Here is a 13235-nt window from a genome sequence, read left to right on the forward strand (position 1 = left end):
ATCGGTTGCTTCGCTCGCTTACTGGAATGCCGTCTCCGAAAAACTGCGCAGCTTGCGCGAATGCAGCCGCTCCATCGGCATTTCCGCCAACTTCTCCATCGTCCTGATGCCGATGGTCAGATGCTGCGCCACCTGCCGCTTGTAGAACTCGCTGGCCATGCCCGGCAGTTTCAGCTCGCCATGCAGCGGCTTGTCGGAGACGCAGAGCAGCGTGCCGTAGGGGACGCGGAAGCGGAAACCGTTGGCTGCGATGGTGGCCGATTCCATGTCGAGCGCGATGGCGCGCGATTGCGACAGCCGCTGCACCGGCCCGCGCTGGTCGCGCAGTTCCCAGTTGCGGTTGTCGATGGTGGCGACGGTGCCGGTGCGCATGATGCGCTTGAGATCATAGCCGGATAGCCCGGTGACTTCCGCGACCGCTTCCTGCAACGCCACCTGGATTTCGGCCAGCGGCGGAATCGGCACCCACACCGGCAGATCGTCGTCGAGGACATGGTCCTCACGCACATAGGCGTGCGCCAGCACATAGTCGCCCAGTGCCTGCGTGTTGCGCAGCCCGGCGCAGTGCCCGAGCATCAGCCAGGCATGGGGGCGCAACACCGCGACGTGATCGGTGATCGTCTTGGCGTTGGAGGGCCCGACGCCGATATTGACCATGGTGATGCCGCCATTGTCCGGCTTCTTCAAATGATAGGCGGGCATCTGTGGCAGGCGCGGCGGCGTCGCCCCCTCGCTGGCATGCCGCTCGCCCGCCTTGGTGACGACATTGCCCGGTTCGACGAACTCCATATAGCCTTCGCCGCCATTGGCCATCTGCTCGCGCGCCAGCGCGCAGAACTCGTCGATATAGAACTGGTAGTTGGTGAACAGGACGAAGTTCTGAAAATGCCGCGGGCTGGTTGCCGTGTAGTGCGACAGGCGGTGGAGGGAATAGTCGATGCGCTGCGCGGTGAAAGGCGCCAGCGGGCGGGCCTCGCCCAAGGCCACCTCGAACGTGCCGTTGGCGATCTGGTCGTCGGTGCCGTCGAGGTCCGGCACGTCGAACAGGTCGCGGATCGGCCGCTGGATGCGCTCGGCCGCCGCGCCGTCGACATGCGTGCCTTCGAGAAAAGCGAAATGCAGCGGGATCGGCGTTTCGGATTCCGACACGGTAACCGGGACGCCATGGTTGCGCATGATCAGCCGCAACTGCTCAAGCAGGTAGTTCTCGAACAGATCCGGACGCGTGATGGTGGTGGAGAAATGACCTGGCGTTGGCATGTGGCCATAGGCCTGGCGTGAATCGATCTGCGTGAACGAATTGGTTGTCACGCCGAGCGCCGGATAAAACGCCCGATAGCGCCGGTTGATGTCGCCGCCGGAGGCCAGCCCATCGAAGGAGTCGCGCAGGAATCCGGTATTGCGTTCGTAGAGCGTCTGCAACGCGGCGACCGCCTCGGCGGCATCGTCGAAGCTTTGCCGCTTGAACGGCTCCGGCATTGCGACCGTTTCGATAGCCTGCGGGTAGATTCGTTTTTCCATGGCTCAATATAGGCTGCGGCAGCGACGCTTGGGAGGGGGGCGGCGTCGAAACCTTTCAGCCGGCGGAAAGGGCGGTCAATCCCTCTGCAGGCTGACCAGCAGCACGAAGCCGGCGCCCTTCTTCTTCATGGCCGGAGCGTCGATCGTCGCACCTGTGTCGGCCCGCATCATCGGCACGGCAAGCACCGGCGCCGCCAGCACCATGAGGATCAGGGCCGTGCGCGGCAGCAGGCGCAGGATAATCCGGAGATTGGCGGCGAGGCGGTTCATGGCTTTGGTGCTTTCTCTTTTATCTTTGTCGCTCAGCGTTGGTTTTGGTTCATGCAGAAGGTGCAGTTTCGCGGGCTTGCCGTTTCCCAGTCGCGGGTCGGGCGGCTCGCTTCAGCCACAATGATGGCGAATCCCATGCCGAACAGCGTTGTCAGCAGGCAAACGATGGTAAAGCGGCGCGCAAGCATTGGGGTCTCTCCCTCGATGCTGGCGACTATGCCCGGATGCGGCTGAACCCTCTCTGAGGTCGCCGTTCATCTGCGGTTCAAGATGATTGACGCCGTCTTGACGCCGGGCGGTTCGTGCCGGCAGGCACAAAAAAACGGGGCCTCGCGGCCCCGTCCCTTGTTTTATCTATCCGCCTGGCCTCAGAGCTTGTTCCAGGTCTGGCTCTTGCAGATCAGGCCGCCGAGCACGCAGCCGCTCATCTTGAGCGTGCTGCCGGTCAGCGTCGCCTTGCCCGAATAGGTTTTGTCGGTTGCCGGATCGGTGATGCTGCCGGTGTATTTGTTGCCGCCGGCCGCTTTCAGCCTGCCGATGTTCTTGCCTGCGTGCTTGCCGGTCTTCAGCGTGATCGAGCCGCCGCCGGTAATCGCAGCCGTCTCGCCGGACTGGGTCTTCCAATTACCGTCGATCGGGTCAGCCATGGCCGATCCCGCCATGATTAGGGTGGCCGCCAGGGCCATGCTCACTTTACGAAACATCTAGGTCCTCCCTGCGGGATGCCGGTTTGGCTGCTTCAGCCAGCCTCACCCCTTACGCAAACGTAAGCTAATTCAGCTTTCCGGGAAACGAAAGCGGTGCCGCTAGGGAAGATGCGCACAATTTTGCGGTCGTTCCGCATCGGGTTTCCGCCTCTCGCGAGACAGGTTTTAAAGCGCTCGTCTTTTTGCCAAGCGTTTCCGTGGTTAGCGAAGTCTTGAATTCGCAGGCGTGCATTTTCATCGATTTTTTCGCAAATCCCCGGTTCGCCGGGCTTTCTATCCTTAACGGTTTCTCACGTTTACTTCTTGTTTTAGCTTTGTTTTCTTCCAATTAAGCAAGCCATTTAACGACGGATTCAAGCCTCGCCGGCATTCTCGGAAGCATCGAAAGAGCAGCCCCACGGGACACGGGAAGGCGGCTCTCGGGAGCCAGACAGGGGATAAGAAAATGGCACGTTTTGAAATGCTCGAAGCCGGCGTCGGCGTCATCGGTGCGAACGCCCAGGCAGACATTCTCTTCGAACTCGGCATGATGTACGCCACCGGCCGCGACTGCGACACCGATCTCGTCGCCGCCCACAAATGGTTCAACATCGCCGCCATCAAGGGCTCGACGCGCGCCGCCGAGCTGCGCTCGGAGCTTTCGGCGACGATGTCCAAGGCGGAAGTGGCGCAGGCGCTGCGCGAAGCCCGCGAATGGATGACCATGCACTGACACCAGTTGCGCGTCTCAGGCGCAATCAGGGCAGGGCTTTATAAGGCCCGCCCCAAGACCAGAACGCGGCGGCCCGCTGGCGGGCTAGCCGCGCATGGAACAGGGAAGCAGGCAGACTGGGCACGGGGGCGCCCGGAGTGACCTTGCAGTGAAAGCCGCGACCGGTCGAGACAAGACCGGCGCGGCTTCCGCGTTTGGCGGCGACTGCCATTCGAAGCGCGGCTCGGGCCGGATAATCAGCTCATGCCGACATAGCGGCCCGGCCGATGATTGATCGCCACCGTCATGTTGAGCGCGGCGGCGCCGATCACCGAAAGCAGCACCTGCCGCCAGTCCACGACGAAAAACGACACCGCCAGTATGGCCAGATCCACCGCGAGCGAGAAATAGCCGGCGCGGATGCCGTGATTGTCCTGCAGGTAGAGCGCCAGCACGTTGAAGCCGCCGAGACCGGCCCGGTGCCGGAAAAGGATCAGCAGGCCGGTGCCCATCAGCCCGCCGCCGACAATGGCGGCATAGACAGGATTGAGGCTGGAAAAATCAACCAGGCCCGGCACGATCCGCGACAGCAGCGAAAAGAAGGCGACGGCGAGGAAGGTTCGGATGGTGAAGGGCCAGCCCATGCGCTTCACTGCCAGATACCAGAACGGCAGGTTTATGATGAAGAAGATCGGCCCGAAGGCGTAGCCGGTCGCATACTGGATAAGCAGCGCGATGCCTGCCGAACTGCCGGTCAGAAGCATGGCGTGTTGGTAGAGCACGAGGCCGAGAGAAACGAACACCGTGCCCCAGAAGATTGCCAGCGCGTCCTCGAGCCAGCTGTGCTTTTCGATGTTCGAGGGCTTCGTCGCGGTCACGGCTGTTCGGCCATGCGCACCAGAACGGTTCCGTCCATCACCTGGGCGCCCTCTGTGACGATCTCGGCAATGATGCCGTCATGCGGCGCGGTGATTGTGTGTTCCATCTTCATCGCCTCGAGGACGAGAAGCGGCTGGCCCTTGATAACGTCGTCGCCGCTGGCGGCCCGCACGATCTTGACGAGGCCGGGCATCGGCGCCCGCAGGAAATCGCCGGCTCCGCCAGCTTCGTCGGCCTTTGCCAGCGGATCTGGCACGGTGAACGTATAGCTGGTCGCGCCCGCGAATACGGTGACGTGTCCCGGCCAGCGGGCGAGGCGGGCATTCTGCGACGGACGGTGCGTCGTGCCATCGCCGATATCGACGGAACTGAGGCCCTTTTCGAAGGACAGTGAGGCTGCGATCTCCTGCTCGCCGAATTTCAGCGCGATACGCCGCGGCGTGGCGTGGAAATGCGCGTAGCCGGCAAGCGACGACCACGGATCGTTCGAAGCAGTCTGCGGTTCGAAGCCGGACGCGGCCAGCGCTGCGGTCGCGACAATGCTTTCGCCTGGTGACGGGGCCGCCGTCAGCGCATCCTGCTTGCGGCCGATCAGGCCGGTATCGACATCGCCCGTCGCAAATTCAGGATCGGAAGCAAGCGCTGCGAGAAAGGCCGTGTTGACAGTCGAACCCGCAACTTCCGTTTGCGCCAGCGCCCTTTGCAGTCCTGCAAGCGCCGCCGCGCGATCCGGGCCATGAACGACCAGCTTGGCGATCATCGGATCGTAGAAGGGAGAGATGGCGTCGCCCTGACGGACGCCGGTTTCGACGCGCAGGCCGCACCCGGGCGGAGCGTTGGCGGGAAATTTAAGGTGATGCAGCGTGCCCGTTGCCGGCAGGAAGCCACGGCTGGCATCCTCGGCGTAAAGCCGCGCTTCGAAAGCGTGGCCTTCCAATTCGATTTCATCCTGGCTTTTCGGCAGCCTCTCGCCGGCGGCAACCCGCAACTGCCATTCGACCAGATCGATGCCGGTGATCATTTCCGTCACCGGATGTTCCACCTGCAGGCGTGTGTTCATTTCCATGAACCAGAAGCGGTCGGGCCGCAGCCCCTCCGAGGCATCGACGATGAACTCGATCGTGCCGGCGCCGGAATAGGCGATCGCCTTGGCGGCCTTCACCGCCGCGTTGGTCATGGCAGCCCGCATCTCGGCGTTCATGCCTGGGGCGGGGGCTTCCTCGATCACCTTCTGGTGGCGGCGCTGCGCCGAGCAGTCCCGTTCGAACAGATGTACGGCATTGCCGAAATTATCGCCGAACACCTGCACTTCGATGTGGCGCGGCTTGTCGACATATTTCTCGACCAGCACGCTGTCGTCGCTGAACGCCGCCTTGGCCTCGCGCCGGGCGCCCGACAGCGCCTCGGCGAAGTCGTCGGGATCATCGACGCGGCGCATGCCCTTGCCGCCGCCGCCGGCGCGCGCCTTGATCAACACCGGATAGCCGATTTCGCGCGCCTTGGTGGCGAGCAGCACGATCTCCTGCGCTTCGCCATGATAGCCGGGCACCACCGGCACCCCGGCCTTTTCCATCAGCCGCTTGGCGGCGTCCTTCAGCCCCATCGCCCGGATCGACGCAGCGGACGGACCGATGAAGGTCAGCCCGGCCGCGACGACCTGATCGACGAATTTCGGGTTCTCGGACAGGAAGCCGTAGCCCGGATGGATGGCTTCCGCACCGCGTATCCGCGCCGCTTCGATGATCCTGTCCCCGACCAGGTAGCTCTCGCCGACGGGTGACGGGCCGATATGCACGGCCTCGTCCGCCATCTCGACATGCAGCGCGTTGCGGTCGGCGTCCGAATAGACAGCGACCGTCCTGACGCCCATGCGTCGCGCGGTCCGAATGACCCGGCACGCGATCTCGCCGCGATTGGCGATGAGGATTTTCTCGAACATCGGCTTCCTGTCGTTTCGAGCCACGGCAACGTGCCGTGGGGTAACGGTCGCTATGCGATAGCGCCGATGAAATCCAACTTCCCAAGCGGAACGCCCTTGTGGCGCATGATCCCGTAGGCGGTGGTGAGATGAAAATAGAAATTGGGGAGAGCGAATTTCTGGATGTAGCTGGCCGCGGTCAGGTCCAGCTGACGGTCGCCGAATTTCAGCACCACCGGCTCGTTCTCCTTGCCGTTCATGCTGTCAGGTTTCACCAGGTTCAGATAGTCGATCGTCGCCTTGATGCGGCCCTTGAGCTCGTCGAACGTCTCTTCATAGTCTGGCATTTTCTTCGGTTCGGCCTGCGCCACCCGCACCGCAACGAAGCGCACCGTGTCGGAAGCGCGTTGGATTTGCGCGGAAAGCGGCGCCATGTCCGGGAAAAGCCGCGCCGAAATGATTTCCCCGTGCGCCATGCCATTGGCGATGGCGAACGAACGGCCCTTTTCCAGATTGACCGAAAGGGTCTTCAGGCCATGGATGAAAACGGGAATGGTGATGTCGTAGAGAGAAAGAGACATTTTACTCCTGATCCGTTCAAAGTTGGATGGTCAATCGATTTGGTTGGGCGACGGGGTGTGCCCGGTCTACATCCGGAACACGCCGAACTTCGTCTCGGGCACCGGCGCATTTAATGCTGCGCTCAACGATAAAGCCAGTACTTCGCGCGTCCTCGCCGGGTCGATGATGCCGTCGTCCCAGAGCCGCGCCGAGGAATAGAGCGGATGACCCTCGTGCTCGTACTTCATCAGGATCGGCTTCTTGAATTTCGCCTCGTCCTCGGCGCTCCACTCGCCGCCTTTGCGCTCGATGTTCTCGCGCCGGACCATGGCGAGCACCATCGCCGCCTGTTCGCCGCCCATGACCGAGATGCGCGCATTCGGCCACATCCACAGGAAGCGGGGTGAATAGGCGCGGCCGCACATGCCGTAGTTGCCGGCGCCGAACGATCCGCCGACGATCATCGTGACCTTCGGCACCTGCGCCGTCGCCACCGCCGTCACCAGCTTGGCGCCGTCCTTGGCGATGCCGCCTGCCTCGTATTTCTTGCCGACCATGAAACCGGTGATGTTCTGCAGGAACACGAGCGGGATCTTGCGCTGGCAGCACAGCTCGATGAAATGCGCACCCTTCTGGGCGCTTTCTGAAAACAGCACGCCATTGTTGGCGATAATGCCGACCGGCATGCCCATCAGATGCGCAAATCCGGTTACCAGCGTGGTGCCGTAATTCTGCTTGAACTCATCGAACTCGGAGCCATCGACCACACGAGCGATCAGTTCACGCACATCGTAGGGCTGGCGCAGATCGGTCGGAACGATGCCGTAAAGCTCCTGCGGATCATAGAGTGGTGGAGTAGGCGCGCGCATATCCAGCGCTATGGGCTTTGTACGATTCAAATTGCGCACGATGCGGCGGCAGATCGCCAGTGCGTGCATATCGTCCAGAGCGTAGTGGTCAGCCACGCCGGACTCGCGCGTGTGCAGATCAGCCCCGCCAAGCTCTTCCGCGGTCACGTCCTCGCCGGTTGCCGCCTTCACCAGCGGCGGTCCGCCGAGAAAGATCGTCGCCTGCTTGCGCACCATGATGGATTCATCGGCCATCGCCGGCACATAGGCGCCGCCCGCCGTGCAGGAGCCCATGACGCAGGCGATCTGCGGAATGCCGGCGGCGCTCATGTTGGCCTGATTGTAGAAGATGCGGCCGAAATGATCCCGGTCCGGAAAAACCTCGTCCTGGTTGGGCAGGTTGGCGCCGCCGGAATCGACCAGATAGACGCAGGGCAGGTTGTTCTGCGCGGCGATCTCCTGCGCCCGCAGATGCTTCTTCACCGTGATCGGATAGTAGGTGCCGCCCTTTACCGTCGCATCGTTGACGACGACCATGACTTCACGACCCTCGACGCGCCCGACGCCGGCGATCATGCCGGCGGAGGCGATATCCTCGCCATACATGCCGTGCGCGGCGAACTGGCCGATTTCAAGAAAAGGCGAGCCGGGGTCGAGCAGTTGCGCCAGCCGCTCACGCGGCAGCAGCTTGCCGCGTGACACATGCCGCTCGCGCGCCTCGTCCGATCCCCCCTGCTGCGCGACCGTCGCCTTCTCGGTTATGTCGGCGACGAGATCGCGCATCCGCTCCGCATTGGCGCGGAAGGCATCGGAGGCGGGGGAAATCTGGGAGGTGAGGGCGGGCATGCGGTCCTCGATGCAGTTGAGTTCGCAGAAGGTATCGTGACGGTAGAAAACCAAGCTTGAACCACCGTCGAATGTAACGTCACAAACGGGTAGCCTCAACCTTCCGCCATGATCTCGCGGCCGATCAGCCAGCGCCGGATCTCGCTGGTCCCAGCGCCGATTTCGTAGAGCTTGGCGTCGCGCAGCAGTCTGCCGGTGGGATAGTCGTTGATATAGCCGTTGCCGCCCAGCAGCTGGATAGCGTCGAGCGCCATCAGCGTCGCTTTCTCGGCGGCGAACAGGATGCAGCCGGCGGCGTCCTTGCGCGTGGTGTCGCCCCGGTCGCAGGCCGCGGCCACCGCATAGACATAGGCGCAGGCGGCGTTCATCGTCGTGTACATGTCGGCGAGCTTGCCCTGCACAAGCTGGAATTCGCCGATCGGCCGGCCGAACTGTCGGCGCTCGCCAACATAGGGCACCGCAACGTCGAGGCAGGCGGCCATAATGCCGAGCGGCCCGCCGGCAAGCACGGTGCGTTCGTAGTCCAGGCCGGACATCAGCACTTCGACGCCGCGGCTTTCCTCGAACAGCACGTTTTCGAACGGGACTTCTACATTCTCGAACACCAGTTCCCCGGTGTTCGAGCCGCGCATGCCGAGCTTGTCGAGTTTCTGCGCAACTGAAAAACCCGGCATCGATTTCTCGACGATGAAGGCGGTGATGCCGCGCGAACCCATGGTCACGTCGGACTTGGCATAGACCACCAGCGTCTGTGCGTCCGGCCCATTGGTGATCCACATCTTTGTGCCGTTCAGCACATAGCGGTCATTGTGCTTCTCGGCCCGCAACCGCATCGAGACCACGTCCGAACCCGCGCCCGGCTCCGACATGGCAAGCGCCCCCACATGTTCACCCGAACACAGCGCCGGCAGGTATTTTTCCTTCTGCGCCGGCGTTCCCCATCGGTTGATCTGGTTCACGCACAGGTTCGAATGCGCTCCGTAGGAAAGGCCGACCGAGGCGGAGGCTCGCGAAATCTCCTCCATCGCCACCACATGCGCGAGATAGCCCATGCCGGAACCACCGAAATCCGGATCGGCCGTGATGCCCAGCAGCCCGAGGTCTCCCATTTCGCGCCAAAGCGAGGGCGGAAATTCGTTGGATTTGTCGATATCGGCGGCCTGGGGGGCGATCCTCTCCTGCGAAAAGCGCCGGACGGTGTCGCGAAGCGCTTCTATCTCTTCGCCCAGACCGAAGTTAAGCGTGCGCGTATACATGTCGCTCCTCCGTCGCAGTTTTCGCGCCGACAAGGCGCATCGTCATCTTAAGATATGTCGCGCTCACGCCCGCGATCGAGAGGCGGTCTCCCGGCCGAAACCAGACAATGACGCCTGTGATCATCTGGATCAGCGCCATGGCGGTCAGCCCAGTATCTTCTATTGCAAAAAGACCCTGCTCGGCGCCGTCACGCAGAATGGCGCGCAACTCCTTTTCGTAAGCCGCGCGCATCTTGAGAATATGTGTCAGCCGCTCGGGCGACAGGCTGCGCAGTTCCATGTTGGAGACATGGGTGGAATGGCGGCGGCGGACATGAAATGCGATGTGGTTCTCGACATAGGCTGCGAGTCTGATGACGGGGTCGCGAGATGATGGCCGCGCCTCCTGCCATGCGTCGGCCAGCGCCTCCATATGTCCGCGCATCAGCGCAAACAACAAATCTTCCTTGGTGGGAAAATAGCGGTACAACGCCGCCGCCTGAACGCCGACCTCAGCCGCCAGCTGGCGCATCGACATCGCCTCATAGCCGAAGCGCGCAATCAGGCCGGTCGCGGCATCGCGGATTGCCGCCTCGGTCTTTCCGCCATCGGAGCCTGTCGTTCGTGCCATGTCGCCTCCTCGAGATTTAATAAAACGAACGTTCAATTAATTCAAGGGAAGAAATACGGACGATGTCGGTTTCGGTTTTCTGGTGTAGAAATCGGGGATCAGGCACTGTTGTCCAACGCCGCTGTTTGCTCATCTGCATGATGGCCACCCAGTTTACGAGAGCTGATTCCATGATCGTTCGGTTGACGATGATCTGCAGCGGCGCGACCGAAGCGACCAGGCGCACACGCTTTCCGATTGACGAGCCGCTGGAAGCAGCGGCGATCGCCAGAACTGCCGGGCTGGCACATACGGTGGATCGAATCGATCGATTGTGGGTCGGCCCTTCGTTGCGCGCCCGCCAGACGGCTCGTGCGCTTGCCGCCGATGCCATCATAAAGGAAGAACTACGGGATCAGGATTTTGGCGAATGGTCGGGCCAAAGTGCCGCTGTGATTCAGGAGGCACAGCCCAGACTCATGACTGCATGGCGTTCCGACCCTCATATGTCGCCTCAGGGCGGCGAATCATTCGCCGATGTCAATCGCCGCATTTCCCCTTTGATGGACGAGTTGATTGCTCTGCGCGGCCATACGGTTGCCGTCACGCATGCCGCCATTGTCCGTGCGGCCATCGTTCATGTGCTCGGCGCGCCGCTATCGGTCTTTTCCAGCATCGACGTCGAACCGCTCAGCATGGCCGACTTCCGCAGCGATGGCCAACGTTGGATGTTGCGCGGTTGCGGCATCACCGTTCCGAAACAGCGGCCCGTTGGCGATAACGGTTGATTCGCGACGGGATCAACGCCGCCGCAGAATGTTCAGCCACTTCCGCTTAAGGCGGAAAACCTAGCCGTCACGCGCGGCCGCAAGCGCGCCCGGCAGTTCCTCGGCAAAGGTGTCGAGTTCATGATCCAGGCCGACGCTGATGCGTATGCAGCGGTCGAGGCCCGGCGCCATCGGCTTGCGGATGAAGACATCGCGCGCGAGCAGGCCCTGCAGCACTTTCAGCGCGAAGGCGCCGTCCGCACCACAATCCATGGCGACGAAATTGGTGGCCGAGGGGAGGGGTTTCAGTCCATTCGCCATGGCGATCGACGCGATGCGCTGCCGCCCGGCGTCAACCTTGGCCACGACCTGTCCGAGATAGGCCTGATCTGCCAGAGCCTCAAGGCCCGCGATCTGCGCCATGCGGCTGACGCCATAATGATTGCGGATCTTTTCGAAACCGCGGATCACTTCGGCCGCGCCGACGGCATAGCCGCAGCGAAGGCCGGCAAGTCCGTAAGCCTTTGAAAAGGTGCGCATGTGCACAACATTGGCGCGGTTGGCGTCGATTGCCGGCAAAGCCGAAGCCGGGCCGAGTTCCCCATACGCCTCATCCAGCACCAGCATCGTGGTTTCCGGCAGCGCAGCGATGAAGTGCTCGATCTCGTCCGCCTCCCACCAGCTTCCCATCGGATTGTCAGGGTTCGAGAGATAGACCAGCCGGGCGTTTTCCCGCCGCACCGCGTCTAGAAGACCGCTCAGGTTCTCGCGGTCGTTGTCGTAGGGAACCGCCACTAAACGCCCGCCCGCGCCCGCGACGTGGAAATTGAAGGTCGGATATGCCCCCAGCGAGGTGACGACCGCATCGCCCGGCGACACATACATGCGCACCAGAAGGCCGAGCAGGCCGTCTATCCCTTCGCCGACCACGATGTTGTCAGGCCTGACGCCGAGATGGATGGCTGCGGCCGCCTTGAGATCGTGATTGTCCGGGTCACAATACATCCACATGTCGCGCGCCACGGCGGCCATGCGCGCAATCACGCTGGGCGATGGCCCGAAACTGCTCTCATTCGCGCCGATGCGTGCCCGGAACGGCTTGCCCCGCGTCCGTTCCTGCGCCTCCGGTCCGACGAAAGGCACGGTGGACGGCAGCGCGGCGATCAAGGGCGTCAGCGAGGGGCGATTCGGCATGGCGGGCTCTCGAGATGAAGCGTCCTAGCTATCCTTCCCGTACGCCTACGGCAAGATTGCCGCGCTTGCCGTCGAATATCTCAGGGCAACAAAAAACCCGGCGGTTGCCCGCCGGGTTTTTTTTGGCAAGTCAGCTTGACTTAGAAGTCGCGCTGGAAGCGAACGAAGCCGCTGAAGAAGCCGTCGCCGAAGTTGTCGCCGGGGCCGTTGAAGGCGCTGAGGAAGTCAGCACCGTCACCATCGAACTTGTTATAGTTCAGGCTGGTCTTGACCAGGAAGCCGGGAACGACGGTGTAGTCGATCGTGGTACCGACGCGCCAGAAGTTCAGGTCCGCACCAGGAGCAAAGTCTTCGAGGAACGCGACATTGTTGATGTAGACGACGCCGAGCGAAGCAGCCAGCTTCTCGTTGAAGGTGTGCTTGTACTCAGCCTGCAACGACCACTCACCCGAGGCCGGGATGCTGTTGCGGTAAGCTGCGCCGGCAGCAGTGGCTGCTGCCAGGTAGCCACCAAAGTCGCCACCAAGAACGTATGTTCCGCCGGAAGCCCAATAGCCGCCAACCGACAGCTTGTCGGCATCGGAGAAGGAATAAGCGGCCAGAACCTTGATCACGCCTTCTTCGGTGTCGTTGTCGTAAGCGCCGTAGAGGCCGAGGGCCAGCGGGCCAGCGGCATACTGGATGTTGGCCGAGACGTTCGGAACGAAGTCCGCGCCATTATCGAGGCCGGGAGTGTCAAAGGCGCCAGCGCCGGAGATCACGTCGCCATCGTCATCGAGCGAGATGGTGGCCGAGAAGCCGTTGCCGCCGTTGAAGGTGTACTGCACGACGTTGAAGGTGCCGTCGCCCAGAAGGTCCTGCTCGCCGCCGAAGTCGAAGTCGAAGGCATTGGAGGCGCGACCGATGGTCAGGCCGCCGAGCGACAGATAGGCCTTGTCGAGCTGAACCGTCGAGCCGTGCGACAGACGGGCGTCGAGGAAGGCGCGCAGGGTGCCGAGCTCGGTTTCGGTGCGGGCGTCGAGCTGCACCGAGAAGATGGCCTGCTTCTGCCAGCCGTAGTCGGACTCGCCGCGGGCGACACCGGCAAGGGTATCGATTTCAAACTCGTTGCCCATGTTGACCTGATAACGCATGAAGCCGCCGACGCGCAGGCAGGTCTCGGTGCCGGGGATGTAGTAGAAGCCCGCG

14 protein-coding genes are annotated in these 13235 nt (G+C 62.5%); 2 read left to right on the top strand and 12 right to left on the bottom strand.

The genetic code is table 11. From position 1 onward, the window contains the following. Positions 1-18: 18 nt before the first annotated feature. From ASD44_RS02075 to ASD44_RS02085, 4 genes are all read right to left on the bottom strand, one after another. Positions 19-1521, bottom strand: a complete 1503-nt coding sequence (locus ASD44_RS02075; RefSeq protein ID WP_056108148.1) for an AMP nucleosidase — start codon at positions 1519-1521, stop codon at positions 19-21. 75 nt (positions 1522-1596) lie between these two features. Beyond that, a complete protein-coding gene (locus ASD44_RS02080; protein WP_056108150.1) occupies positions 1597-1791 on the bottom strand; it encodes a hypothetical protein in 195 nt (64 codons plus the stop codon). A 32-nt stretch (positions 1792-1823) separates the two neighbouring features. Then, the gene (locus tag ASD44_RS18545) at positions 1824-1979 is read right to left on the bottom strand and encodes a hypothetical protein (RefSeq protein WP_200946394.1); all 156 of its coding nucleotides are present in this window, start codon (positions 1977-1979) and stop codon (positions 1824-1826) included. 180 nt (positions 1980-2159) lie between these two features. After that, positions 2160-2495, bottom strand: coding sequence for a DUF2147 domain-containing protein (locus ASD44_RS02085; RefSeq protein ID WP_056108153.1), 336 nt, complete (start codon positions 2493-2495; stop codon positions 2160-2162). Between the two features lie 448 nt (positions 2496-2943). Here ASD44_RS02085 and ASD44_RS02090 point away from each other — a divergent pair, with 448 nt between their 5' ends. Continuing rightward, positions 2944-3210 (top strand): sel1 repeat family protein, encoded by a 267-nt coding sequence (locus tag ASD44_RS02090; RefSeq protein WP_056108156.1) that lies wholly within the window; start codon positions 2944-2946, stop codon positions 3208-3210. Positions 3211-3446: 236 nt separating this feature from the next. On the opposite strand, the gene ASD44_RS02095 is transcribed toward ASD44_RS02090, so the two are convergent. The 6 genes from ASD44_RS02095 to ASD44_RS02120 all read right to left on the bottom strand — a co-directional run bounded on the left by ASD44_RS02095 (position 3447) and on the right by ASD44_RS02120 (position 10107). Then, positions 3447-4067, bottom strand: a complete 621-nt coding sequence (locus ASD44_RS02095; protein ID WP_056108159.1) for a YitT family protein — start codon at positions 4065-4067, stop codon at positions 3447-3449. After that, on the bottom strand, positions 4064-6007 hold the full coding sequence (locus ASD44_RS02100; protein WP_056108162.1) for an acetyl/propionyl/methylcrotonyl-CoA carboxylase subunit alpha: 1944 nt from the start codon (positions 6005-6007) through the stop codon (positions 4064-4066). Before ASD44_RS02100 ends, ASD44_RS02095 begins: the two co-directional genes overlap by 4 nt. Positions 6008-6057: 50 nt before the next feature. Continuing rightward, complete coding sequence (locus tag ASD44_RS02105; RefSeq protein ID WP_056108165.1) at positions 6058-6567, bottom strand: DUF1993 domain-containing protein; 510 nt, start codon at positions 6565-6567, stop codon at positions 6058-6060. Between the two features lie 66 nt (positions 6568-6633). Then, complete coding sequence (locus tag ASD44_RS02110) at positions 6634-8241, bottom strand: carboxyl transferase domain-containing protein (RefSeq protein ID WP_056115260.1); 1608 nt, start codon at positions 8239-8241, stop codon at positions 6634-6636. A 95-nt stretch (positions 8242-8336) separates the two neighbouring features. Then, positions 8337-9497: an isovaleryl-CoA dehydrogenase gene (locus ASD44_RS02115; RefSeq protein ID WP_056108167.1), complete on the bottom strand. Its 1161-nt coding sequence runs from the start codon at positions 9495-9497 to the stop codon at positions 8337-8339. Continuing rightward, positions 9478-10107: a TetR/AcrR family transcriptional regulator gene (locus ASD44_RS02120; RefSeq protein ID WP_056108171.1), complete on the bottom strand. Its 630-nt coding sequence runs from the start codon at positions 10105-10107 to the stop codon at positions 9478-9480. Before ASD44_RS02120 ends, ASD44_RS02115 begins: the two co-directional genes overlap by 20 nt. A gap of 137 nt (positions 10108-10244) precedes the next feature. On the opposite strand from ASD44_RS02120, the gene ASD44_RS02125 reads away from it, so the two are divergent. Then, positions 10245-10874 carry a histidine phosphatase family protein gene (locus ASD44_RS02125; RefSeq protein ID WP_244478709.1) on the top strand — a complete coding sequence of 210 codons (630 nt, stop codon included), beginning with the start codon at positions 10245-10247 and terminating at the stop codon, positions 10872-10874. A gap of 60 nt (positions 10875-10934) precedes the next feature. Here the strand turns inward: ASD44_RS02125 and ASD44_RS02130 are convergent, their stop codons facing one another. Both ASD44_RS02130 and ASD44_RS02135 read right to left on the bottom strand, forming a co-directional pair. Continuing rightward, complete coding sequence (locus ASD44_RS02130; protein WP_056108177.1) at positions 10935-12047, bottom strand: pyridoxal phosphate-dependent aminotransferase; 1113 nt, start codon at positions 12045-12047, stop codon at positions 10935-10937. A gap of 140 nt (positions 12048-12187) precedes the next feature. Beyond that, the coding region (locus ASD44_RS02135; protein ID WP_056108180.1) for a porin at positions 12188-13235 on the bottom strand (1048 nt) is incomplete at its 5' end.

The organism is Mesorhizobium sp. Root554 (assembly GCF_001427025.1).
Lineage (GTDB): Bacteria > Pseudomonadota > Alphaproteobacteria > Rhizobiales > Rhizobiaceae > Mesorhizobium.

Excerpts from the sequence above, each read along its gene's own strand:
- ASD44_RS02075 (WP_056108148.1), bottom strand. The coding sequence starts at position 1,521 with ATGGAAAAACGAATCTACCCGCAGGCTATCGAAACGGTCGCAATGCCG.
- ASD44_RS02080 (WP_056108150.1), bottom strand. The coding sequence starts at position 1,791 with ATGAACCGCCTCGCCGCCAATCTCCGGATTATCCTGCGCCTGCTGCCG.
- ASD44_RS18545 (WP_200946394.1), bottom strand. The coding sequence starts at position 1,979 with ATGCTTGCGCGCCGCTTTACCATCGTTTGCCTGCTGACAACGCTGTTC.
- ASD44_RS02085 (WP_056108153.1), bottom strand. The coding sequence starts at position 2,495 with ATGTTTCGTAAAGTGAGCATGGCCCTGGCGGCCACCCTAATCATGGCG.
- ASD44_RS02090 (WP_056108156.1), top strand. The coding sequence starts at position 2,944 with ATGGCACGTTTTGAAATGCTCGAAGCCGGCGTCGGCGTCATCGGTGCG.
- ASD44_RS02100 (WP_056108162.1), bottom strand. The coding sequence starts at position 6,007 with ATGTTCGAGAAAATCCTCATCGCCAATCGCGGCGAGATCGCGTGCCGG.
- ASD44_RS02105 (WP_056108165.1), bottom strand. The coding sequence starts at position 6,567 with ATGTCTCTTTCTCTCTACGACATCACCATTCCCGTTTTCATCCATGGC.
- ASD44_RS02110 (WP_056115260.1), bottom strand. The coding sequence starts at position 8,241 with ATGCCCGCCCTCACCTCCCAGATTTCCCCCGCCTCCGATGCCTTCCGC.
- ASD44_RS02115 (WP_056108167.1), bottom strand. The coding sequence starts at position 9,497 with ATGTATACGCGCACGCTTAACTTCGGTCTGGGCGAAGAGATAGAAGCG.
- ASD44_RS02120 (WP_056108171.1), bottom strand. The coding sequence starts at position 10,107 with ATGGCACGAACGACAGGCTCCGATGGCGGAAAGACCGAGGCGGCAATC.
- ASD44_RS02125 (WP_244478709.1), top strand. The coding sequence starts at position 10,245 with ATGATGGCCACCCAGTTTACGAGAGCTGATTCCATGATCGTTCGGTTG.
- ASD44_RS02130 (WP_056108177.1), bottom strand. The coding sequence starts at position 12,047 with ATGCCGAATCGCCCCTCGCTGACGCCCTTGATCGCCGCGCTGCCGTCC.